The following is a 22,118-nucleotide window of genomic DNA, read 5'->3' as shown; positions in this document are numbered from 1 at the left end:
TGAAAGGTGTGAAAAATATGGTAAATAAAAATGTGGAAGACTATCTCCAAGAAGGCATTTATGGCCAAAAGCAAAACAAACCAGAAGAACGTAATATGTATTTAACTACATTACGTGAGCGCGTAGAAATCGCTTTAACTATCGGTCAAGTAATGCAAAGTAATGTATATACTGAAGTAGCAAGTAGCATACGCTCTTCTCAATCATTACAAATCCTCCTAAACGGTGGCATTGCTTACCCACATTTATCAAAATACATTAAATTAGCAAACGAAAAAAATATTCCTTTTACAATTGTTCAAAATAAAGATACAGAAACACCAATTGGTTTAGTATTATCTCATAGCACAGCTGTAGATAAAGAACAAATTTATGTAGAAGATGCTATTTTCAAACAAGAAATGAAGTAAAATAAAAGGTACACTTAATTAAACAAGTGTACCTTTTGCTTTATTTTTTAATACACACTAATTTCATTTCTGTCATTTCTTCAATTGCATATTTAATTCCTTCACGACCCGTGCCACTTTCTTTCACACCACCGTAAGGCATATGATCTACTCTAAACGTTGGAATATCATTAATCATAACCCCACCAACCTCTAACTCATCAATTGCACGCATCGCTTTAAATAAGTTATTTGTAAATACGCCTGCTTGTAAACCGTAACGTGAATGATTTACTTTCTCTATCGCCTCATCAAATTCTTTAAATGTATTTACTGTCATAACTGGACCAAATACTTCTTGGCACTGTACAGATACATGCTCTGGAACATTTGTTAATACAGTTGGTTCGAAAATTCTTTCATCACGCTTCTTACCACCGTATAAAACAGTTGCTCCTTCCTTAATTGCTTCTTGCACCCACATGTCAATTCGCTCTACATCTTTTTTCGAAATTAAAGCTGATACATCCGTTTCCTCATTCATTGGATCACCAACAACAACTGTTTCCATCGCTTTCTTTAGCTTCGAAAGAAATTCATCCATTCTCTTTTCGTGTACAAACACACGTTGTACCGAAATACAAACTTGTCCATTATTAACAAATGCGCCCCATTTCACGCGTTCCATTATCTCATCAGTTAACTCTACATCTTCATCAATAATAACGGCAGCATTGGATCCTAATTCCAACGTAACTCGTTTTAATCCAGCCTTTTCCTTTATTCCGATTCCGATTTTCGGACTTCCGGTAAAAGTAATGGACGCAACATCATCATTTTTAACAATTGCCTCGCCAACAGTTGCACCAGGACCAGAAATGATATTCAAAGCTCCCTTTGGCAACCCTGCCTCTTCAAATAATTCAACTAATGCGTAAGAAGATAATGGCGTTTGATCAGCTGGTTTTAACACTACTGTGTTTCCGGCAGCAATTGCAGGGCCCACTTTATGCGCTACTAAATTTAACGGAAAGTTAAATGGCGTAATAGCTCCTATAACCCCAATTGGTTTGCGAATCGTATAGGCAATTCGCCCCCCTGCACCAGGTGCTGCGTCAAGTGGCAATGTTTCACCATATATACGCTTCGCTTCTTCTGCTGCAAATTTATATGTTAGAACAGTACGATCTACTTCTCCCCTTGCAGCACGTATTGGTTTTGCAGCCTCTTTTGCAATAATTTCTGCAAACTCTTCTCTTCTTTCATACATTATTTGCGCAACCTTCTCTAAAATAGTTGCCCGATCGTATGCAGTTAATGTATTCATTTTTTTCATTGCATTTTTTGCAGAAGTAACAGCCTCTTGAACATCTTCTTCCGTTCCTTGTGCAATTTCCGCTAACGTTTCTTCAGAGTATGGTGCATATAATGGTTTATACGTGTTTACTGACTTCCAATCTCCATTTATATATAAATGCTTTTTCATCTTTCTTCCCCTTCCAAATATATGTATAAAATAATACTTCACCTAGTGAAAGGTCTGACTTATGTAATTGTATCATAGCCCGTATTCCTCCAAAAACATTATGCTCAAAAAAACTCTGCTATATAGCAGAGTTTACGAGCTAATTTGCTCTTGTAAAGAAATTTGTTTTTCATCTTCTAAAACGACAATCGATTCTACTGTTTTTGTAACTTCTAACCTTTTAATATAGCGCCCGTCTAATTCTTTCACACAAAACTTATAATTTTCAATTTCAATGGAATCCTCTTCAGCAATCTCTATATTCTTCGTTAATATCCAACCACCAATTGTATCAACACCATCATCATCAATCTCTAGACCAAATAACGTATTCACTTCACTAACGAGTACTTTTCCTTCTAGTATCGTCTTTGTTTCACTAACTTGTTGAATTTCTGGCTGTTCATCCGTATCAAACTCATCCTGAATATCTCCTACAATTTCCTCTAAAATATCTTCAACAGTAACAAGCCCAGATGTACCACCATATTCATCTATCAATATAGCAATATGTGTTCTTTCTTTTTGCATTTTTAAAAACAAATCATGAATTGGAATAGAATCAATAACTAAAATAATTGGTCTAACATATTGCTCTACTGTCTTTTTATTAACAGCTTTATGCTGTACAAACTCAGTAAAAATATCTTTAAAATTTACAAAACCTATTACGTGGTCTTTGTCGCCATCAACAACTGGATACCTTGTATATTTTTCACGAGACATTTTTTGCAAAGCTTCTTCAGCGGGCATTTCTTTACTTATAATATTCATTTCAGTTCGAGGTACCATTATTTCTTTTGCAATCCGATCATCAAATTCAAAAATTTTATTTACATATTTATATTCAGATTGATTAATCTCACCATTTTTATAACTTTCTGAAACTAACAACCGTAATTCTTCTTCCGAATGAACCTCATCGTGCCCTTTCGGCGGTTTCAGCCCTAGCAGCTTCGTAATGATTCGAGCTGAACCATTTAATAGCCAAATGAATGGGAATGCAATACGATAAAAGAAAATTAACGGCTTAGAAACAAGCAAACTCACTTGTTCAGATTTTTGAATTGCAACTGTTTTTGGGGCCAATTCCCCTATTACAACATGTAAAAAAGTAATTAACAAAAATACTAAAATTACAGCAAAAATATCTGCGAGCTGAGTAGATATTTTCCAATTTGCAAAAAGCGTGTCGAACATTTGCTTTAGCGCAGGTTTACCAAACCACCCAATTCCAAGAGCTGTAACTGTTATTCCTAACTGGCAAGCCGATAAATATTCGTCTAAGTTTGTAATGACTGTTTTGACAGAAGTTGCACGATTATTTCCCTCTGCAATTAAATTGTCAATTCGTGAACTCCTCACTTTAACAATTGCAAATTCTGCTGCAACGAAAAATGCCGTTAAGGCAATTAAAACAATCACTATACTTATACTATATATGTCCAAATACTTTTCCTTACTTACATTGTAAGCAAGGAAGCCACCTCCTACTTAATTTTATTCAAGTGAAGTAAGCATTCTAATACTCTAACAAAATTCTACATTAGCAACCACCTTTTTATATATTATATGCATACATAAAAAAGATATTTATCATTATGATAATCTAATTCATTTCCCCTAGTCAAATCAAATTATTCTAAATCTTACGATGAATCATTTTTATATAAACGATATATTCTTCACAACTTAATTTCGTGAAAAAACACTTTCTTTGCCGATTCCACACTTCTTTTGTCATACCGGAAGGGAACTTACTTCATAGATCGAAATCATTCAACAGGATATATATAGGAGGGATTATTTTGGAATATAAAACACCATTTATCGCAAAAAAGTTAGGTGTTAGCCCCAAGGCTGTTGTCCGGATTGCACAACAATTAAATCTTACGATAGAAAAAAATAAATATGGTCACTTTATTTTCAAACAAGATGATGTAGATCAAATGTTAGAATACCATCGTTCTCAAATTGAGCATTCGCAAAACTCTCAACCTACTCAAAAAACATCATCAAATGATGTTGAAGAATTAAAAACTCAAGTAAACACAATTGTTCAAAACACATCATCAAATGATTTTGAACAATTAGCTACTCAATTACACACAATTACAAGAAGGCTAGATCGAATGGAGGAGCAAATGCAAGATAAGGCAAATGATGTCGTTACGTACCAACTTTTGCAACACCGTCGTGAAATGGAGGAAATGTTAGAACGAATCCAAAAGCTAGAAGCTTCCCTCAAAAAAGAAGAGCCCATATATATTACTCCTGATTCAAAACCAACATATGAAAGAGAAAAGAAACCGAAGCGCCGCAAAATGATTTTTAGTATATTTGGATTATGATTTTTAGACCCTTATTAAAACAATAAGGGTCATTTTTTCATGAAGGATACTGCCATATTAATATATCATTCTCTATATTATATATATTCACTTCTAATTATTTTGTTAACATAATATTCTTACTGTATTCCGCGATTAATGCCTGTGCATGAGCATTCCCTTGAATCACATCGCGAAATTCTTTTAAAGAATACAAATGCGTAACTCCTTTTCGAGCATGAATTCGCACTGGTACACCTTGTAAAGTATCATGAAACTGAAATGGATTGTCTATCGGCTCTATAGGAAAACCGAGTGTTAGTAGATACATATACATTCTTTTTGTAACTGCTGCAATATACCATTCCGCTTTCGTTTCTAACGCATGCACAAATAAAATAGCTGTTAGCCTTTTGAAATGCCCTCTCCCACGAGACGTTTTCGCAATACTTAGCTTGCCTATTTCATACACATTTTTTAAATCTTTCACTAAATCATTTTTAGAAAACGGATAGAAAAACTCAGAATTTGATTGTTCGGGTACCGTATACTTAATACACTCCACTGTACCTATATGATGCTCATCTTCTATTAATAAAAATCGTGTTGGATTTAAATTACGTTCTACGAACATTAAGTTTCTTTCTTCACAAAAATCTCCCCATAGTTGCTCGAACCAAAAATGTTCTTCCTTTGTTTGAACACGCTGGAACATATTTCCCCACCTTTCCCATCGTCGCTCTGTTTTGATAACGCTTTCACTATCTATCATATAAGAACAAATCTTCGTATGCAACTAAAAATATTTATGACTTATTATATTCTGCAAAATGAATTAAATTCCAACTTCGTCGTCTCTTACCTCACATGTACAGTTATTCTAATAACCTATGTGTATCACTTTTTAAATTACATCCTACCTACTTCCATACAGCATATAATTCTTCTTAATCTAAAAAAATCCTTTATGAAAAAGGATTTCTTTTACTTCTTATTATTTTTTAACCACTTCTCAAAGATTTGTACCATCCCATGTTTTCCTGCTAATTTCTCTTCTCCTTGTTTCGTCTTATATGGATATAATTGCAAAAAGACACCGCACCCAGATTCAATTTTTTTACTATGCATATGACTTCCTGGATATACACAAATAACTTCATAAATTGCCCGTCGATGAAAAACACGCTTTCCATTCTGTTCTTCTACATACTTTATAGACCAGTATTTATACATTTGCTCAGTCGCTTTCGTATTTCCAACGTGCTGAAAAATATTGTACATTGGGCTATACTTCACTTCAATAATAATAGAAGATTTATATACGTATTTCCCTTCTTCCTTTACATAACAGTCTAAGCGAATATCTGGTTTTTTTGTATCCTCGCCATTATAAAAGTTACTCCCTTTACTTAATGCAATAAGGGGGTGTGTTTCAATTAAGTCATTAAATGCAACATGGACCTTCATATCATCTTGATGTAAAACTACTGTCGTCCCATCTTGTAACCCATCTACATAAAAATGCTCTTGTATTTGTTCACGAATGGGATTTCTAGCTTTAAAACCAATTTGCTCTAGCATGGAAATAACGATAAAAAAAGCGTAATATTCATACACTAAAAACGTTGGTTTATATACAAATAATAAAGATGGAGATTGATCTGTATATTGTGGAAGTAAGTTTAAATGCTGTAGTAATTGTTGATGTGGAATTGGTAAATCGTATGAGTTCATATTACCCGTTTCAGAAACTTCTCTCCAAAAGGGGGAATATATTAAAGTTTTAAAGTATTGTACACTTTCACGTACAATATGAGCTAATATTTTATATTCTTGTATTTTCACAGAGCTTTTACGTAAATCGGCTTCTTTTAGTAAATGTATATTTTTATATTTTTGCTTCTCTCTATCAGTCACAGATCCATTACGCTCAATTGTTTGCATAATCGTTTTTACAGCTTGAAACTCTTCTAATTTTTTCTTTTTTTCTCTTTCTAATATTTCAATTGTTTGACGTAAAAAACTTTCGGCTTCAAGTAAATAATGATAAAATTGCATCGCTTTAAATTTAAGAAATGCATTTTCTCTACTATTTTTTTGTTCAATAAACTTACGATTATAATATTTCGTATAGGACTTTCTTTCCGCCATTATTGTTCCTTTTCTCGTTGCCTTCCGTTCCTTCACTTCCCATTTATATTCATGTATAAATTTTGAACTTGATTCAATCTTTTTAAAAACTTGTTTTATCTTTTTCATTTTTTGCGGCAACTTTCTAAGTAACACTAAATAAGAAGAATCCTCAATATCACTAAGGGCAGAGAAAGTCTTTTTATAATAACCTCTATCTAAAATCAACTCATTTAAAATTGACTTTACATAGTTTTGAATCATTTCAAATTGGTCATCAAAAAAATTTTTTGGAACGATTTGAAAAGCACCATAATACGTTGTGTCTTCTATACGAACTTCAAAATGATATAAACCACATCGCCATGGATAAAAGAATTCCGTTTTTCCATGTTCATAAATTAGTACCTTTTGTTTTTTTTCATTTATTTCGTATTGTGACTCTTTTATATTTTTCTGGCCCTCATACACTTTATTCCATATGAAAGTAATATTCATTGGACTTTCGTAATGGTAATGCAATCTTATCGGTTTTAATTCTTGTACTTTGTAAATACATTGAACTAATGCTGTAGTAGATGTGCAAAGACGATTTAATAAAATATACTCCCCTTTTGCCTCTGTTCCTATGATTAACTTTAATACAAAAGGGAGCGTTTCATTCGTATCAACAATTTCTGTTTCATACCGCTCTTCATTTCGCATATCCATACAACTCCAGTTCTCTACGTTTTTCTCTTATATATGCTAAAGAGTGTTCAAATGTAGAGACTCTGTTTGCAAGTGGCGATTGCAAAAGAGGTACTAAAGTCGCTCCCCTTTTTACTTCTTCAGAAAGTAATGACCCAACCATCATTTCAGTACCTCTTAATTTCGTCAGTACACGTTGCTTTATTTGTAAATCAAAACCTTCTTCTCTGCTAATCATATAAGAATGATTATTTTGAAATGGTATATTTTGCAAATACATAGCAATTGCATTTGCACATCGAAAAGAAATTCCCTTTGACGCATCATGTGATGACAATACAACATGCAACTTATCTAATAGCTCTAACTCTTCTTCAGAAAACACTTCAATCATAGATTTCTTTCTGATCCAATTTATCCGAAATTCTCCCGCTGTTACTTTCAGAGGTGGTTGTAATACACCTTTCTCTTGTACCATGCACATCTCACAAAACGGAATTTTTTGTAACGTAATTAAATTGGTTCGGTCTAATAATCGATCAGAGAGTTCTGTCGTTGTTTCATCAAAATTCACAGTACCTACAAAGATAATATTTTCTCCAATTTCAATTGTTGATGGAATTTGGTTTTCTAATTTCTGCGCACCCTCATACAAATTCAAAATACGATTTTCCTTTTCAAGTTGAAGAACAGATAGAAATGGAGTAAACCAATGCTCAATATGTGACATGTTCATTTCATCAAAAACGATTATATACAATTGATTTTGATTTTCTTTTGCCTTCATTAACGCTCTAACTAACTTTGTTTCACTTTCAATAAAAGTACCATTTGGGTGAAGATATCCAAGTAAATCATGTGGTTCTTGATACGATGGAGAAATCGGAATCCAAACCAATTCTTCTCCATACTGTAATCCAAGTGCCTCTGCATAAGCTTGCACAAAGCGTGATTTTCCAACTCCCGGTATACCACCAAGAATCGTTAACATATTTGTTTTTACACTTATATGAAAATTATAAATATCTGTTTCGTCCAAATACATCCCTTTATTACGCACCGTACTTTGTACATACTGTAAAAAGGATGATTCACGCTCATCCCATTCCCATACTTCCTTGTGTACTTTTATATCCTCTACTTCAACTAGCTTCCCTTCTTCCGTTATTCGTTTTTTTAATTGCTCATACACTTGATCACTTACGAAATACAATTGCTCTTCTACCGCAATTTCTACATGCTTCATCCAGTCACTTAAGTCTATATATTTACATTTTCGATTTTGTTCAAAATACGCGATTGAACTAATTGATGACTTTAACAATATATTTCCATATAACCTTCCATCATGCCACAGTAATTCAGGAGACTCAAAGTCTTTTGGATATTTCGGCATAAGAAATGATAAATAACCATTACAAAGCTTTCGTTCTAAAGACTCTCTTTTTTTATTATCTGCAACTTTAGGTGCTGGAATCATTTTATAGCCAGTTGCTATTTCTCTAGGTTCTTCTGTACATATTAACTCCACGTATACATTTCCTCTTTCATAATAAAGACGAAACATAACCAATTGCTTTTCTAATTTCTTCTTCTTTAATTCTGAAAAAATCTTTTCATTCTTTTTATTGCTACATAACCCTTCAAATATATAATGTTCATTTGTAAATTGCTCTTGTAAATTAGATGGTATTGGCGATAGACATTGTACAAAAAAATTCTCTCCATTCTTCTCTCTCTCCGCTTTTGTAAATTTCCCGATAAACCTCATATAGTACATTCGTTTTATAAAACTTGGCTGAAGAGCTTTATGTAATTTCATCTTAATCACCTTCTTTTTTCATACTATTCTTAGTGTATGAAAGAAAAAAAAAACTAGAAATAAAAAACCTGACGTTATCCGCCAGGTTCAAAATTAAAACGTATATTAATGAGATGGAAATGCTTTTTTCTCTTGTAAAATAGCATTGTGAGCAATTTTCATTTTAGCCAGTACATATCGTAATCGATCCTCAGCGTTTTCATCTTTATTTTGCTGCAACTCCGCTAAATTCTCAACAGAACTCGCTAAATTTTCAATTACTCCCCTTAGTTCAGGATGATGATTAAAAAAAGATTCTTGTACTAATACTTTCCTTAACTCACTAGCTAAATCAATTATTCTAGACAACTGTTCTTTTTCTTCCATTTTCATCCCTCCTGAATATCTTATGTATTAAATATTCTCTACACAAAGAAAAAAGCCCTTTAAATGAAAAGGACTTTTACATTTTTATCGTTCCAGTTATCAACAGATAAAGTGATGTGATAGCTGCGACAACAATTGCCCACATCACATATCTCTCTATACCTACAAAACAACGATTCCCTTTTTCTTTTCGTGCAAACATGTAAACGATAATCCCAATTCCATATACGATTGAAACGAGTAATAAATTCTTTAAACCCGCTGCATAAATAAGCCATACAGAATAAATAGAGGCAATTAAAGCTAACGAGCCATTTTTTACTTTTGCATCTTTTAGTTCATTTGTAATTACTAATTTGAATTGGTATAGCGCTGATAATAAATATGGTAATAATATTGATGTTGACGCAATAAAATACATAATTTGATATGTCGATTCTGAAAACAGAACAATTATAAATATAATTTGAGCAACGATATTTGAAATCCATAATGCCATGTGTGGCGTTTGCTTTTTATTTGTTTTCGTAAAGACCTTCGGAAACACGCCATCTTTTCCTGCTACGTGAGAAATTTCCGAAACAAGTAAAAACCAGCCAATTAATGTACCTACAAGTGACGCAACTAATCCAATATTAATTGCCATTGCACCCCATGGCCCAACAACATGTTCTAATACATGTCCCATTGAAGGAGTTTCTAAAACGGAAAGTTCTCCTCGCGTCATTACTCCCATTGACAGAACAGAAATTAAAATATAAATAGACATAACTAAAATTAATCCAAGTACTGTCGCTTTTCCAACGTCCCTACTATTTTTTGCTCTTCCTGATAATACAACTGCTCCTTCAACCCCAATGAACACCCATAGCGTTACAAGCATTGTATTTTTCACTTGACCAAGAATAGCGGAAAGTGAGATTGTTCCTTCTCCCCAAAAATCATGTGTAAATGTATCCCAGCGAAACGCTGTTACCATTACGACAATAAATAATAAGATCGGAACTAATTTCCCTACTGTTGCAATAACATTCATAATGGAAGCTTCACGAATTCCAAATAAAATTAGAAAATGAAGTGTCCATAGTAAAAGTGATGCACCTACGATTGACGCAACATTATTTCCACCTTTAAAAATTGGGAAGAAGTAACCTAATGTACTAAACAGTAGCATAATTGTTGCAACATTTCCTAAAATCCCTGCCAGCCAGTATCCCCAAGCACTGTTAAAACCAATATATTCACCGAATCCAGCTCGTGCATAACTATAAATTCCGCCCTCAAGCTCCGGTTTTTGTCTTGCTAACGTTTGATATACGAGCGCAAGTGGAATCATTCCCATTGCTGTAATACACCAACCAATTATCGTTGCACCACTATTTGCTCCTACTGCTAAATCATGCGGTAAACTAAAAACACCGCCACCAACCATCGTTCCAACTACTAATGCGATTAACGGAAAAAATCCTAACTTCTTTTCTATTTGTACCACCCCATCTGTCATTCTAGGTGTTATGTTCGTTCAACTATTAAAGTCACCTTTTTCTCTAATAGACGTTTCTCTTATATTTTTTCAGGAAAACATTACTTATTCTAAAAGAAAATGAAGAAAAATGGAATACTTTTTTGAAAAAATGTATAAGTATGCACAAAAAAACCGCTCATTTTGTAATGAGCGGTCATTTTAAACATATAAAATTGTATATTTCTTGTAAAATTAACGAAGTAAATTCTCTTTTTGTAAAAATTGTTTCGCTACTTCTTCACTACTTTTACCATTCACATTTACTTCATAATTCATTTTTCGCATTTCTTCATCTGTAATCTTTCCAGCTAATTTATTTAATACTTTTTCAAGTTCAGGATATTTTTGTAATGTCTCTTTTCTTAATAACGGCGCACCTTGATAAGGTGGGAATAATCCTTTATCATCTTTTAGCACTTTAAGTCCGTATTGCTCCAATTCACTATCCGTTGAATATGCATCGATTACGTTCACATCACCAGATTGAATTGCACTATAGCGCAGTTTCGGTTCCATCGTTTTAACATTTAAAAACTTATAGTTATATAACTTTTGCATTCCTTTATAACCATCTTCACGATCTGCAAATTCTAATGTAAATCCTACTTTAGCTTCCTGTGCAATATTTCCTAAATCAGAAATTGTATTTATATTCTTTTGATCTGCTATTTTTTTCGGCATCGCTAGTGCATATGTATTGTTATACTCCATTGGATTTAACATAACCATATTATATTTTTTTTCCATTCCAACGCGAGCTTGTTCATATACTTCCTCACGATTTGTACTTTTCGGTTCTTCTTTCACGAAAGTAGATAAGGCTGTTCCTGAAAATTCTGGGTATATATCTACTTCACCTGATTTTAACGCTTCAAATACAAATGCTGTTTTCCCAAGACCCGGCTTTAATTCTACTTGTAAATCTGTATCCTGTTCAATAAGTTGTTTGTACATTTGAATTAAAATTTCTGGCTCCGATCCAAGTTTTCCAGCAATAACTATATCTTTCTTTTGTGTATTCCATAGAAATGGAGTAGCAATCATAACTACAACTATACATATCGTCAATATAACGCGCTTAGAAGAGCGTTTTGGACTCTCAAGTATGCGAAGTACTATATCAAAGAATAAAGCGAGTAACGCAGCTGGTACGGCCCCTAAAATGATAAGCGCATGGTCATTTCGATCGATCCCGAGTAGTATGAGCTTACCGAGCCCACCAGCACCTATTAAAGCAGCTAATGTAGCCGTTCCAACAATTAATACCATCGCTGTACGAATACCAGCCATAATAATTGGCAACGCGAGCGGAAGCTCTACCTTCCATAACCTTTTCCAGCTATTCATCCCCATAGCTCTCGCCGCTTCTATAAGTGATTCATCTAATTCCCGTATTCCTGTATATGTATTTCGTAAAATAGGTAATAGTGCATACACAACTAATGCGATTATAGCTGGCAGTTTTCCAATTCCTACTAACGGAATTAATAGTCCAAGTAAAGCAAGTGAGGGCACTGTCTGCATAACAGCAGAAGTCCCTATTATAAATTCAGCCATTCGTTCTTTTCTCGTTAATATAATGCCAAGTGGCACTGCAATAATTACTGCAAAAAATAGTGAAATAAGCGATATTTGTAAATGCTCACTTAATGCACTTAGCAATTCTATTTTTCTTTCTTGGAACGTTTGAATAAAATCAGTCACTGTTTAGCCTCTTTCCTTCATTTGTTCAACAATATAATTGACAATATGACGACTTGTTAACATACCAACATATTGACCATCTTTTTCAACCGGCACTGATTCTTCAGTTTGTAAACGGACTAGTGCTTCTTGTAAAGGAGCATGTAAAGATAAAGCAGCCCCTTCTACTCGTGTATGATCGTCTAGTGGCATTACATCTTCTATAATTATTCCCTCATACCATTGTCGCCCACGATTTCCAATGAACTCCTCAACAAAATCATTTTTCGGATTATGTATAATACCTTCAGGTGTATCTAATTGAACAACTTTTCCTGCTCTCATTACACAAATGCGATCACCAAGTGATAATGCCTCTTGCATATCGTGCGTTACAAACACGATCGTTTTTTGAATCTTTTTTTGCAGTTGTACGATATCCTTCTGAAGTTGCTCCCTGCTTAACGGATCTAACGCACTAAATGGTTCGTCCATAAGAACAATTTTCGGATTTGCGGCTAATGCCCGTACGACACCGACACGTTGTTTTTGCCCTCCTGACAATTCATCAGGCATACGATCACGATATACATCTGGATCGAGCCCAACCATCTGTAGCAAGTCATCGACACGTGCTTTTATTTCTTTTTTGCTCCATTTTCTCATTTCAGGAACAACTGCAATATTTTCAGCGATTGTCATATGTGGAAATAAAGCAATTTGCTGCAACACGTATCCTATATTCCAACGTAATTCATTTATATTATATTGTTGAATATCTTTTCCATCGATTAAAATTGAACCTTCTGTCGTTTCAATCAAACGATTAATCATCTTCATTGTCGTTGTTTTCCCGCAACCACTCGGACCAATGAGAACAAAAAATTCTCCTTTTTTAATTTCTAAATGCAATGAATCCACTGCTTTTGTGCCATCTTCATACGCTTTTGACACATGATTAAATTGAATCACAAATACAACTCCTTTATTGTTGTTTCCTTTATTTTGATGGAATATGGAATTCATTTCAAATGATACGCATTATTTCTATATAAAAAAGAGCTCACATTTGAGCTCTAACGGTCGAACAATATTGTTTTCATAATAGCAGCATATTCACGCACATACATTTTTCTCTTAGAACGCATTGGCGTTTCTGCAGCTAATGCCTCCATCTTTATTCCTAAACGCCTCGCAATTATTTTTGTTCGATATAAATGATACGTATTACTGACAACTACCGCATGTTTTACATCAAATAAATCCATACTAAACTTCAAATTTTCATACGTATTTGTCGAACGGTCTTCCATTAAAATACGACTCTCATCTATACCGTGTACCATTAAATAGTTTCTCATACTGTGAGCTTCCGGTATATCTTCATCTTCTCCTTGACCACCTGAAACAATTACTTTCACCTCAGGATGAGAATATAAATATTCCAACGCTACATCCAAACGGTTTTGAAGTGATAAAGACGGTCTATCTCCAAATAACTTTGCACCTAATATAAGAACGTATGGAGAGTGATTACTCAATTTCTCACGAGCAACTTTATTCATTCGAAACGTCATATAAATAATGTATAGTGGCGGTAGTAATAAGATTATAAGTAATATCCATTTGTTCATAAATAAGTTAACACTCCCTTTCTTTTTATTATATAGAAAAAGAAAGGGAGGCAGAAGTAATTTTTAAACGAGTGATTTATTCGGAACATCCGCTCTGATTTTACGTTGTGATATCACATAGTAAAGAGCGATTCCTAATGATAGGATCAATATACAGCTTAATAGGTAAAATGGGAGCATTACCCCAACTTTAGATACACCTGCTGTAAACACCATTAATAATACTATTCGTATTCCTGTACCAATTAAGCGAAATAAGCTGTCCACTCGTCCCATTACTTCGTTTGGGATTTCCTCCATCATCAATACATTTCTCGCGACTCTTGTTCCAGCGTTTCCAATCGCATGAAAAATCGCTAGTCCATATAACAGCATTACGGACGGTTCAATGATCATTATGGTAATTGAAATTACATAAATGATCATCGTCAAAACGATTGAAACTTCTGTTTTGACATACTTCATTATGAGTGGAATACTGATTCCCGCAATAACCGCTCCGACACCGTACATCATACCTTCTACTGCGTATACAGAAGCATTGGCTTTAAGTATATCTGAAATATAAACTGGTATTAAATAATTTGCCATCATAACACCGATAAACGGCATATAAGTGGCAAGTAAAAACCAAAAAAGCTTAGGACACTTTTTCATAAAGTGAATTCCTTCGAACAATTGCTTCTTAAACGGTACTTTCCGTTTCACTTCTTTTTTCTTTACGTACGGTATACATAAGAAAAGAAAAAATGCTCCTGCAAAAGTTAACATATCTACTAACAAGATCCATTTCAAAGAAACCATTTCAATTAAAAAACTCGCAGCTGCTCCTGAAATAACTTGTGTTAACTGTCCTTGTATCTCCATCGTTCCACTTAAACTTTTATAATGTTCTGCTTGAAATATTTCTTGGTTAAATGCAAAAATTGTAGGATAGAATAATAGATAATAGAATGACCCTGCTATATAAATAATAATGTAATGAATAGAATGATAAGATTGCCCGGCAAATCCCCATATAGTCATCATTCCTATAACGGCTATCCCTATACCTTCGTTACATAACAATAAAGATTTTCTTGAAAAACGATCAATGCTTTGCCCAATGAATGGTGTGAATAAAAACATAATGAGGGTTGCAACGATCGAAACATAACCAAACGTTGTCTCTCCCCCACCTTCTTTAATTAACAACCATGGGATCGTAATCATAACAATCCCGGAACCAATAGCTGATAAACTATTGGCTCCTAGAATGTAATACAAGCGAGAATCATGATAAAGCGAGGACATATCACTCCACTCCTAGTTGTTTTTTCACCTCTTTATATACGCTCATATATGCTTTTAATTCTTTAACTACATCATGAATTAATGGTTTTGCATCTTCTCCAAGTTCACCATCTTGTACGTGAAGTCCATCAAGTACTACTTGTTTTGGGATTGCATTTGCGTAAACACCTCTAGCAACAGTTCGCATACTATTTAATGCGTTAATTCCTCCTTTACCGCCCCCCGCAACAGCTAGTAATGCGACAGGTTTATGGATAAACTCACTACTACTTAAGTAATCTAACGAGTTTTTCAGCGCTCCGCTCATCGCATTATGATATTCTGGTGTACATAGTACTACACCGTCTGCTGCTTTCACTAACGCTTTTAATTTTTTTACTGCCTCTAAATCACGTTGCGATTCTTCGCCATTATATAAAGGCAATTCCTCTATTGCTAAATCGTATAACTCCCCTTCAAATTGATCTGCAATATATTTTGCCACAACGCGAGTTCTACCTAATTTTCTTGGTGTACCGTTAATAACGACTAGTTTCATAAACAATTCTCCCCTTTGTTTTCAAATTCTACTTATATATTATCAGAAATTTCTATACAAAACACAATATAAAGAGGGAACTTCCTTAATCAAATAGTATGATACACGAAAAAAGAACTCATACTTTCGTATGAGTTTCGCGCTATTACTTTGTTTCACCATTCTGACTTATTGTACCTATGCTTTTATTTGCTTCAAAATGGTAATATGCTTTTTCCGCTAATTCTTTTCGTTCTTCTGGTAATTCTATATATTTCATTACGTTTTCAATTATTTTTTCGTACGGAGTAAATACAATTCCTGGCCACTCTATCTCGTCTTCTGGATTACTATTTTCCGAAATAATAAATTTCTTATTCGCGACCGCATAAGAAACACGTGGTGTTTCAAGAATTCCCGATAAGTAAAAGTGAATATTTAATATAATTTTAGACCTAGCAATTAACTCATTTCTAGCAATTCCCCACGCATTATTTTTAAAAACTATATTTAAATTCGGTGCAATGGCTTTTAGGTGATTAAAAATAGCTTGCCGCCTCGGATTAAGAGCACCTATAAACAAAATATCAATATCTTCAGTAATCTCACCTTCAAATATATCTTTTTTTATTTCCAAAGTTGGAGCATAGTTCATTCCTACATGTTTTATTTCTTTTCCTACCCCTTTTTGTTTTAACCATTCTATATTTTGTTTACTATAATCCCAAATCACTCTATCTTTTAATAATATTAAATAAAGCGGGTGCGCATATGGACTTCCTTCGTATAGCTGTTCTAAATTATAAATAATTGCATCTTGCGGAAGGAGATTCGGGTTATAAGCGTATGTATGCGCTCCAAAAACAACTATATTCTTTACATTTCCCAGTATTGTTTCTGATATAATTACTGTATTTCCCTCCTGCTCCAACCTCCATTTCAAAGCTCGCGCAACATCTATGAAACTACCGTACGTCTTCGGGCATATAAAAAGACAATAATCATATTCTTTATTCAAATAAACTTCCATTAATTTTAAATTATTTTTATATAAATCTACATCCGGATGTTTAAGTACCAACTCATTTGCATGTTTTCTTGCCACTTTATATAATCCAGCATAATAAGCAGCGATGCATCTTCTTAATTCGATTCTTTCCCGATCTTCATCTAATACATCCATGTTTAAAAGAAGATTTGCGATACAATACGCTTTTAAATGATCACGATCATAATAATAGTCTAGTAGTGGCATCAATTCTTCATACGTATTTCCATGCACCGATTCCCCTAGTTCAATCGCCCATCGCATTAATTCCATGATTATTCCACTACTCCTTTAACCGGAAATGTATTTAATAAAATTTCGCATTATTTTCTACCACATTTGCTATATGAAATGGAATCTCTTCTTTTATCGATTCCAAATACTTTTGCGACACCGCCCCTAAATGTTTTTTATGAGGTATATAGAAAGCACTAATAGAAATTTCATAGTCAAATAAGTAATCATACACATGATAATCTACAAATAGAAGATCATCCTTTGGAAAAGGAATTTCCTTCCCTTGCAGAGCATACATCAAAGCAATATTGTTTTGAGATCTTAATCGATACAACCTTGCAAGTTGGTATAATGGTTCAGCCCGAGTTGGTCTATATTCCCACGCTTTTTGAAAATAAAAAACAGCTAATGCTAAATATTGCTCTTCTTGCCCTTTAACATTTTCTTTTTCATCAGCATCTGTCACTTCATTTTGTTTATTTGCTGAACGATTTGCTAACTGCTCATAACAAAATCCTATTCGCAATAACGAATAGAATACCTCTTCAACCCATCCCCCTGCTTCCACTCGTTTTTTATACCATTTAATCGAATCTTCAAATTGACTTAAATGAAAATAAGTCTGAGCTAAATAAAATAAATATCTTATATGCAAATCTGGCGTTGTTTCTGGGTCGTTTATTCCTTGTAACAACAACCTCTCATCTCTTTCAAATTTATCAGCTTTACTTCCGCCATCTCCGGGATCATTCACGACAAGAGTCTCTAACCGATCTACCCTCGTATTGTAATTCGCTCCAACTTTTGAACGATCTATATCCCAATACTCATGAGTAACACCGACAGATTTCCATGGTAAAGAAGCTTTTAAAAGACGTGTAAGCCAATATTTAATATGAACATCATATTGCAATGTAAGATAATGATCTTCCGTTAAGCTCGTTTTATCAAAATTCGGATCAACCTCTAAAATCATATCTGCATCTAATATTAATAAATAATCCGCTTCTGGATATGTTTTTTGCGCTAATGAAACAGCTAAGCTCCTGTTATAACCAAAGTTTTTAAACGGCTCATGATGAACCGTCCCAAGTATCTCATTTTCCTTACACCAATTCCCAATAATTTCAGGCGTATTATCCGTCGATCCAGTATCACAAATAGAAACAAAATCTACAATTGATTTCGTTGCATTTAAACATCTTTCCATAATTCTAGACTCATTTTTGACGATCATACAAAGACATAACTTTTTTTCTTCCTTTACAGACTTCACTTGCTCATTTCCCATTTAACCACCTCATATTTTATTAACACGCTCTCCTCATATGTAACAACATTTCTTAGCTATACTGATGACATAAGCACCCTTTTACTATTTATGAAAACTTCATTTTATTTATTCTTACTTTTATGTTGGGACATATTTCATGCTTCGCTTTATATTTGATACAATCCGTACAAAATGAACATATAGAATACATTGTTCAATCAATGAACGTTGAAGCTGTCATTTGTAAAAAAACGATGGTTGATTGGTATTTTTAAAATAGGAGTTTCTTACACTATATAAAAAAAAGAAACTTGCGCTTATGCACAAGTTTCTTTTCAAAAGCATTACTTATTTTTTTACAACTTCATGTCCACCGAACTGATTACGTAGCGCTGAAACTACTTTTCCGTGGAATGTATCATCTTCTTGAGAACGATAGCGCATAAATAATGACATTGCGATTACTGGTGCCGCTGCTTGTAACTCAAGCGCAGTTTCAACAGTCCATTTTCCTTCTCCTGAAGAGTTCATTACACCTTTAATACCATCCAGTTTTGGATCTTCTGCAAATGCTTTTTCAGTTAAGTCCATTAACCAGCCGCGGATAACTGATCCGTTCGCCCATACTTTTGCAACATCTTCATAATTGAAATCAAAATCACTTTTATCTAGCACTTCAAATCCCTCAGCGATTGCCTGCATCATTCCGTACTCAATTCCGTTATGAACCATTTTCAAGAAATGTCCACTACCATCAACACAACACTTCATTAAGGCACATTATTCTAAATTTATTGATGTAGTTGAGATGGACTCACTTTTTGAATTTGAACAAGTATATCAAACGCTTTACCTAATGATATATCAACTGTTTTTGGTATATCAGGCCCTTCGGTAGTTACTCCAGCGAAAATTGGATGTTGTTCGTTCAACCAAGTTTTTGTCACGCCATTTGCCTTACGTAAATCAATAAAAAATTGATCTTTTTTAACTTGTCCAAAGATGTAGTTATAACTGTTTGGATCATCCGATTTTAATATTCCATATGGGCCAAATTCACCATCGCTATTCTTGACATTGTATTGTCCTTCATAAACTGATGTTCCAATAGATACGTACCGTTTTCCATAATACTCTGCTAAATACTGCCCAGCTACTTTAGGGTATACAAAAGGAAGCATATTTGTTTTCGAAACGTGGCCATTATGCCCCCATACAATAGTTTTTCCTAAATGTTCTTCAGTCCACTTCGCATTTTCATACATTGCGATATCATGTTTCAAATATAAATCAGATGGTTTATCAGGAGGTGACGTTAACATTGTAGTAAACTGTTCAATAATACGAGCATTTTGTTTTATCCATGCGAACTCTTTAGATTTCCCATTTAAATAACTTTTATTTCCCTCTAATAAAGCACTAATTTGTTTAGCATCTGAAATATACTTTTCTTTTTCTTCTTTCGTAAGGCTTTCAAAAGTATTCATATCCTTTGTTACAGGAATAAGACCTTTTATCTTCTCTTCTATCCTCGGCACAAGTTTTGAATTGGTTCTTTTAATATATTCTATTATATTATTATAAACATTCTCGTTTACTGATTGAATGTCCATCCCGATGATACGCACTTTAGATTTATGTTTTGGATTAGCATTATATTGCCGAATCCAATCAAGTAAATCTAACATTTCTTTCGTCTTAAATACAGGTGATAGATGTTGGCTTGGATTTCCCTCACCAGTAAGAACATATCGATCAAGTTCTAAAGCTCTGTCCCACCCCTCTTCTAAAACTAGGTTGGTAAAGCCCTTTTCAGATACTAAATAATTCACAATACGGTTTTTCATCGTAAAAACTTCATGAGCCCCATGCGTAGCTTCACCTAAACCTACAATTGAAGCTGAACCTACCATATTCTTAAGTGGTTTTAAATCATTAAAAGGTGAATTTGGATTCGTTGTTCTTAAAGGATTCGCGTGCATTTCTAACCATTCCGCTATTTGATTTTTATTGTAGGGAGCTGTAACAGAAACTCCTGTTTTCGAGTCTGCATAAGTACTTCCTACAAAATTAGTCAGTATTATAGCAGAAACACCAAATGCAGTAATCATTTTCTTTTTCATAAAACCCTCCTGAAATATTTTCTTAAAACGATAGCGTTCTTTTATACTTAATTACGAGTATTAAATTTTTTAGAGTAAGTTGTTTTTTGCACCAAAATGATATATTTTAAACTATAAACCTATGACAAAACTTATCCATTTCGCCTTTTTGCCTACTTCCTAAATTCAGCAAGTAAAATACTTTTAAAAGGATCAGGATTACTAAAGTTAAAGCTGTTCAAATTGACGGCCAATGTATGTTTGCCTCCAAGTGTTCCACCAACAAAAGTGGAAAACCCTAGAACGCTACCTCTATGTCCCCATACCGAGACACCATTCGGAAGCTTAAATTCAACGATTCCAAGACCATATCCCGTTCCTTCTCTATCTGTAGGAACTGTAGTAAGCATTTGATTTAGCTGCTGTTCCTTCAGCAATTTACCACTGAGTAAGTATGAGAAGAATTTATTTAAATCGTCAGCAGTAGAAATCATATCCCCATCCGAGCTACCTGGGTTAATATACGTAACGTCTTTTAGCTCACTTGCTCCGTCTAGTTGGATATAGCCACGGGCATGCTTCGTGCCTGGAATTACGCTTGAATTACCAGGTAGAAATGTATTTGACAAATCAGACGGTTCAATAATCCGATTTTCAATCTCTTCCGCATAGCTGTTGCCAGTTACTTTTTCAATAAGGATCCCCAGTAATACGTATCCTGTGTTTGAATAAGACCAACCCTTTCCTGGGGCAAATTCTGGGGGAAGTGAAATCCCCATCTTTACAAATTCTTCAGCCGTATACGATTTTTTTGTATCCATAATATCGAAGTCTTTTGAATTCATATAGTCAGCAATACCACTTGTATGATTCAATATTTGCCGGATCGTAATCTGGTTACCATCATATCCGTTTCCTTGAATGACACCAGGCAACCATTTTTCAATGGAGTCGTCTAAATTCAAACGATTCTCTCCAGATAATTGAAGTAGAACTGTTGCAATGAACGTTTTCGTTACACTGCCAATACGAAAGCGAAAATCTGCTTTCATTGGTTTCTTGGTTCTCACATCCGCTATCCCAGCGGCATAACTCCAAGTTTTACCACCCTTAGAAATGTTAGCGAGTATTCCCGGGTATCCAAGTTGTAGCGCATCCCGTATTGCGTTCTTAACGGAAGTACGATCGCTTTGAGTACTTGTTTGTAACGAGCTAGATACATTTTGCATGGGTTCTGCTTTTACAATTGAGTTTGATGTTATGTATAACAGGGAACTTCCACCTATTAAAAGTGCTAGACTGGCACATGTAATTTTACTGCGTTTTTTCATAAAGCATTCCTCTCCTCTTATTTAAATTGTATTGATGGTTGATAGGTATCTCATATGCTAATCACACAGCTATCAACCCTCCCAATGTAAAAGTCAATACTGAATTTGCAATCATCTATACACCAATTATTTCTACAAACAACTCTCTGACCTAATAAATGATTAATCCCTCTTCTTCAGTTGTCTGTTCACTTCTATAATTTCTTCTTTTCTTCCATAGAGT

19 protein-coding genes and 1 pseudogene are annotated in these 22,118 nt (G+C 34.1%); 3 read left to right on the top strand and 17 right to left on the bottom strand.

Annotated elements, in window-relative coordinates:
• Positions 1-17: 17 nt before the first annotated feature.
• On the top strand, positions 18-410 hold the full coding sequence (locus tag DPQ31_RS10970) for a YueI family protein (protein ID WP_000247576.1): 393 nt from the start codon (positions 18-20) through the stop codon (positions 408-410).
• Between the two features lie 40 nt (positions 411-450).
• Here the strand turns inward: DPQ31_RS10970 and DPQ31_RS10965 are convergent, their stop codons facing one another.
• Positions 451-1,875, bottom strand: a complete 1,425-nt coding sequence (locus tag DPQ31_RS10965) for an aldehyde dehydrogenase family protein (RefSeq protein WP_208731889.1) — start codon at positions 1,873-1,875, stop codon at positions 451-453.
• Positions 1,876-2,007: 132 nt separating this feature from the next.
• Positions 2,008-3,363, bottom strand: a complete 1,356-nt coding sequence (locus DPQ31_RS10960) for a hemolysin family protein (RefSeq protein ID WP_208731888.1) — start codon at positions 3,361-3,363, stop codon at positions 2,008-2,010.
• A 359-nt stretch (positions 3,364-3,722) separates the two neighbouring features.
• Between DPQ31_RS10960 and racA the strand changes: the two genes are divergently transcribed.
• The gene (gene racA / locus DPQ31_RS10955) at positions 3,723-4,265 is read left to right on the top strand and encodes a chromosome-anchoring protein RacA (RefSeq protein ID WP_000456001.1); all 543 of its coding nucleotides are present in this window, start codon (positions 3,723-3,725) and stop codon (positions 4,263-4,265) included.
• A 97-nt stretch (positions 4,266-4,362) separates the two neighbouring features.
• Here racA and DPQ31_RS10950 read toward each other — a convergent pair whose 3' ends face one another.
• The 12 genes from DPQ31_RS10950 to DPQ31_RS10895 all read right to left on the bottom strand — a co-directional run bounded on the left by DPQ31_RS10950 (position 4,363) and on the right by DPQ31_RS10895 (position 18,480).
• The gene (locus DPQ31_RS10950) at positions 4,363-4,959 is read right to left on the bottom strand and encodes a hypothetical protein (protein WP_000487809.1); all 597 of its coding nucleotides are present in this window, start codon (positions 4,957-4,959) and stop codon (positions 4,363-4,365) included.
• A 269-nt stretch (positions 4,960-5,228) separates the two neighbouring features.
• Positions 5,229-7,079 (bottom strand): hypothetical protein, encoded by a 1,851-nt coding sequence (locus DPQ31_RS10945; RefSeq protein ID WP_001243344.1) that lies wholly within the window; start codon positions 7,077-7,079, stop codon positions 5,229-5,231.
• Positions 7,069-8,886, bottom strand: coding sequence for a DUF8727 domain-containing protein (locus DPQ31_RS10940; protein ID WP_098711551.1), 1,818 nt, complete (start codon positions 8,884-8,886; stop codon positions 7,069-7,071). Before DPQ31_RS10940 ends, DPQ31_RS10945 begins: the two co-directional genes overlap by 11 nt.
• Positions 8,887-8,991: 105 nt before the next feature.
• Complete coding sequence (locus DPQ31_RS10935) at positions 8,992-9,252, bottom strand: hypothetical protein (protein WP_000391448.1); 261 nt, start codon at positions 9,250-9,252, stop codon at positions 8,992-8,994.
• A gap of 76 nt (positions 9,253-9,328) precedes the next feature.
• Positions 9,329-10,756, bottom strand: coding sequence for a basic amino acid/polyamine antiporter (locus tag DPQ31_RS10930; protein ID WP_087971277.1), 1,428 nt, complete (start codon positions 10,754-10,756; stop codon positions 9,329-9,331).
• Between the two features lie 213 nt (positions 10,757-10,969).
• Entirely contained in the window at positions 10,970-12,481 is a 1,512-nt protein-coding gene (locus DPQ31_RS10925) for an ABC transporter permease/substrate-binding protein (RefSeq protein ID WP_000129124.1), read from the bottom strand.
• 3 nt (positions 12,482-12,484) lie between these two features.
• Entirely contained in the window at positions 12,485-13,432 is a 948-nt protein-coding gene (locus DPQ31_RS10920) for an ABC transporter ATP-binding protein (protein ID WP_098711554.1), read from the bottom strand.
• Between the two features lie 104 nt (positions 13,433-13,536).
• Positions 13,537-14,094, bottom strand: a complete 558-nt coding sequence (locus DPQ31_RS10915) for a YdcF family protein (RefSeq protein ID WP_001045784.1) — start codon at positions 14,092-14,094, stop codon at positions 13,537-13,539.
• A gap of 63 nt (positions 14,095-14,157) precedes the next feature.
• The gene (locus tag DPQ31_RS10910) at positions 14,158-15,387 is read right to left on the bottom strand and encodes an MFS transporter (RefSeq protein WP_208731887.1); all 1,230 of its coding nucleotides are present in this window, start codon (positions 15,385-15,387) and stop codon (positions 14,158-14,160) included.
• A gap of 1 nt (position 15,388) precedes the next feature.
• The gene (locus DPQ31_RS10905; RefSeq protein ID WP_000780368.1) at positions 15,389-15,925 is read right to left on the bottom strand and encodes an NADPH-dependent FMN reductase; all 537 of its coding nucleotides are present in this window, start codon (positions 15,923-15,925) and stop codon (positions 15,389-15,391) included.
• Between the two features lie 145 nt (positions 15,926-16,070).
• Entirely contained in the window at positions 16,071-17,225 is a 1,155-nt protein-coding gene (locus DPQ31_RS10900; protein WP_208731886.1) for a CgeB family protein, read from the bottom strand.
• Between the two features lie 34 nt (positions 17,226-17,259).
• Entirely contained in the window at positions 17,260-18,480 is a 1,221-nt protein-coding gene (locus DPQ31_RS10895) for a glycosyltransferase (RefSeq protein WP_208731885.1), read from the bottom strand.
• Positions 18,481-18,602: 122 nt separating this feature from the next.
• On the opposite strand from DPQ31_RS10895, the gene DPQ31_RS29840 reads away from it, so the two are divergent.
• The gene (locus DPQ31_RS29840) at positions 18,603-18,737 is read left to right on the top strand and encodes a DUF2711 family protein (RefSeq protein ID WP_140154130.1); all 135 of its coding nucleotides are present in this window, start codon (positions 18,603-18,605) and stop codon (positions 18,735-18,737) included.
• 73 nt (positions 18,738-18,810) lie between these two features.
• Here DPQ31_RS29840 and DPQ31_RS10885 read toward each other — a convergent pair.
• From DPQ31_RS10885 to DPQ31_RS10875, 3 genes and pseudogenes are all read right to left on the bottom strand, one after another.
• A pseudogene (locus DPQ31_RS10885) lies at positions 18,811-19,215 on the bottom strand (hypothetical protein); the annotation flags it as partial.
• A 38-nt stretch (positions 19,216-19,253) separates the two neighbouring features.
• Entirely contained in the window at positions 19,254-20,585 is a 1,332-nt protein-coding gene (locus DPQ31_RS10880; protein WP_208731884.1) for an erythromycin esterase family protein, read from the bottom strand.
• 152 nt (positions 20,586-20,737) lie between these two features.
• Entirely contained in the window at positions 20,738-21,895 is a 1,158-nt protein-coding gene (locus tag DPQ31_RS10875; RefSeq protein WP_208731883.1) for a serine hydrolase domain-containing protein, read from the bottom strand.
• Positions 21,896-22,118: the final 223 nt, after the last annotated feature.

It is taken from the genome of Bacillus sp. COPE52, assembly GCF_003355115.1.
Taxonomy (GTDB): domain Bacteria; phylum Bacillota; class Bacilli; order Bacillales; family Bacillaceae_G; genus Bacillus_A; species Bacillus_A toyonensis.
This window is presented reverse-complemented; position numbering and strand designations above follow the sequence as displayed.

Excerpts from the sequence above, each read along its gene's own strand:
- DPQ31_RS10940 (WP_098711551.1), bottom strand. The coding sequence starts at position 8,886 with ATGAAATTACATAAAGCTCTTCAGCCAAGTTTTATAAAACGAATGTAC.
- DPQ31_RS10905 (WP_000780368.1), bottom strand. The coding sequence starts at position 15,925 with ATGAAACTAGTCGTTATTAACGGTACACCAAGAAAATTAGGTAGAACT.
- DPQ31_RS10965 (WP_208731889.1), bottom strand. The coding sequence starts at position 1,875 with ATGAAAAAGCATTTATATATAAATGGAGATTGGAAGTCAGTAAACACG.
- DPQ31_RS10915 (WP_001045784.1), bottom strand. The coding sequence starts at position 14,094 with ATGAACAAATGGATATTACTTATAATCTTATTACTACCGCCACTATAC.
- DPQ31_RS10945 (WP_001243344.1), bottom strand. The coding sequence starts at position 7,079 with ATGCGAAATGAAGAGCGGTATGAAACAGAAATTGTTGATACGAATGAA.
- DPQ31_RS29840 (WP_140154130.1), top strand. The coding sequence starts at position 18,603 with ATGTTGGGACATATTTCATGCTTCGCTTTATATTTGATACAATCCGTA.
- DPQ31_RS10935 (WP_000391448.1), bottom strand. The coding sequence starts at position 9,252 with ATGGAAGAAAAAGAACAGTTGTCTAGAATAATTGATTTAGCTAGTGAG.
- DPQ31_RS10910 (WP_208731887.1), bottom strand. The coding sequence starts at position 15,387 with ATGTCCTCGCTTTATCATGATTCTCGCTTGTATTACATTCTAGGAGCC.
- DPQ31_RS10875 (WP_208731883.1), bottom strand. The coding sequence starts at position 21,895 with ATGAAAAAACGCAGTAAAATTACATGTGCCAGTCTAGCACTTTTAATA.
- DPQ31_RS10930 (WP_087971277.1), bottom strand. The coding sequence starts at position 10,756 with ATGACAGATGGGGTGGTACAAATAGAAAAGAAGTTAGGATTTTTTCCG.
- DPQ31_RS10950 (WP_000487809.1), bottom strand. The coding sequence starts at position 4,959 with ATGTTCCAGCGTGTTCAAACAAAGGAAGAACATTTTTGGTTCGAGCAA.
- DPQ31_RS10900 (WP_208731886.1), bottom strand. The coding sequence starts at position 17,225 with ATGGAATTAATGCGATGGGCGATTGAACTAGGGGAATCGGTGCATGGA.
- DPQ31_RS10880 (WP_208731884.1), bottom strand. The coding sequence starts at position 20,585 with ATGAAAAAGAAAATGATTACTGCATTTGGTGTTTCTGCTATAATACTG.
- DPQ31_RS10970 (WP_000247576.1), top strand. The coding sequence starts at position 18 with ATGGTAAATAAAAATGTGGAAGACTATCTCCAAGAAGGCATTTATGGC.
- DPQ31_RS10895 (WP_208731885.1), bottom strand. The coding sequence starts at position 18,480 with ATGGGAAATGAGCAAGTGAAGTCTGTAAAGGAAGAAAAAAAGTTATGT.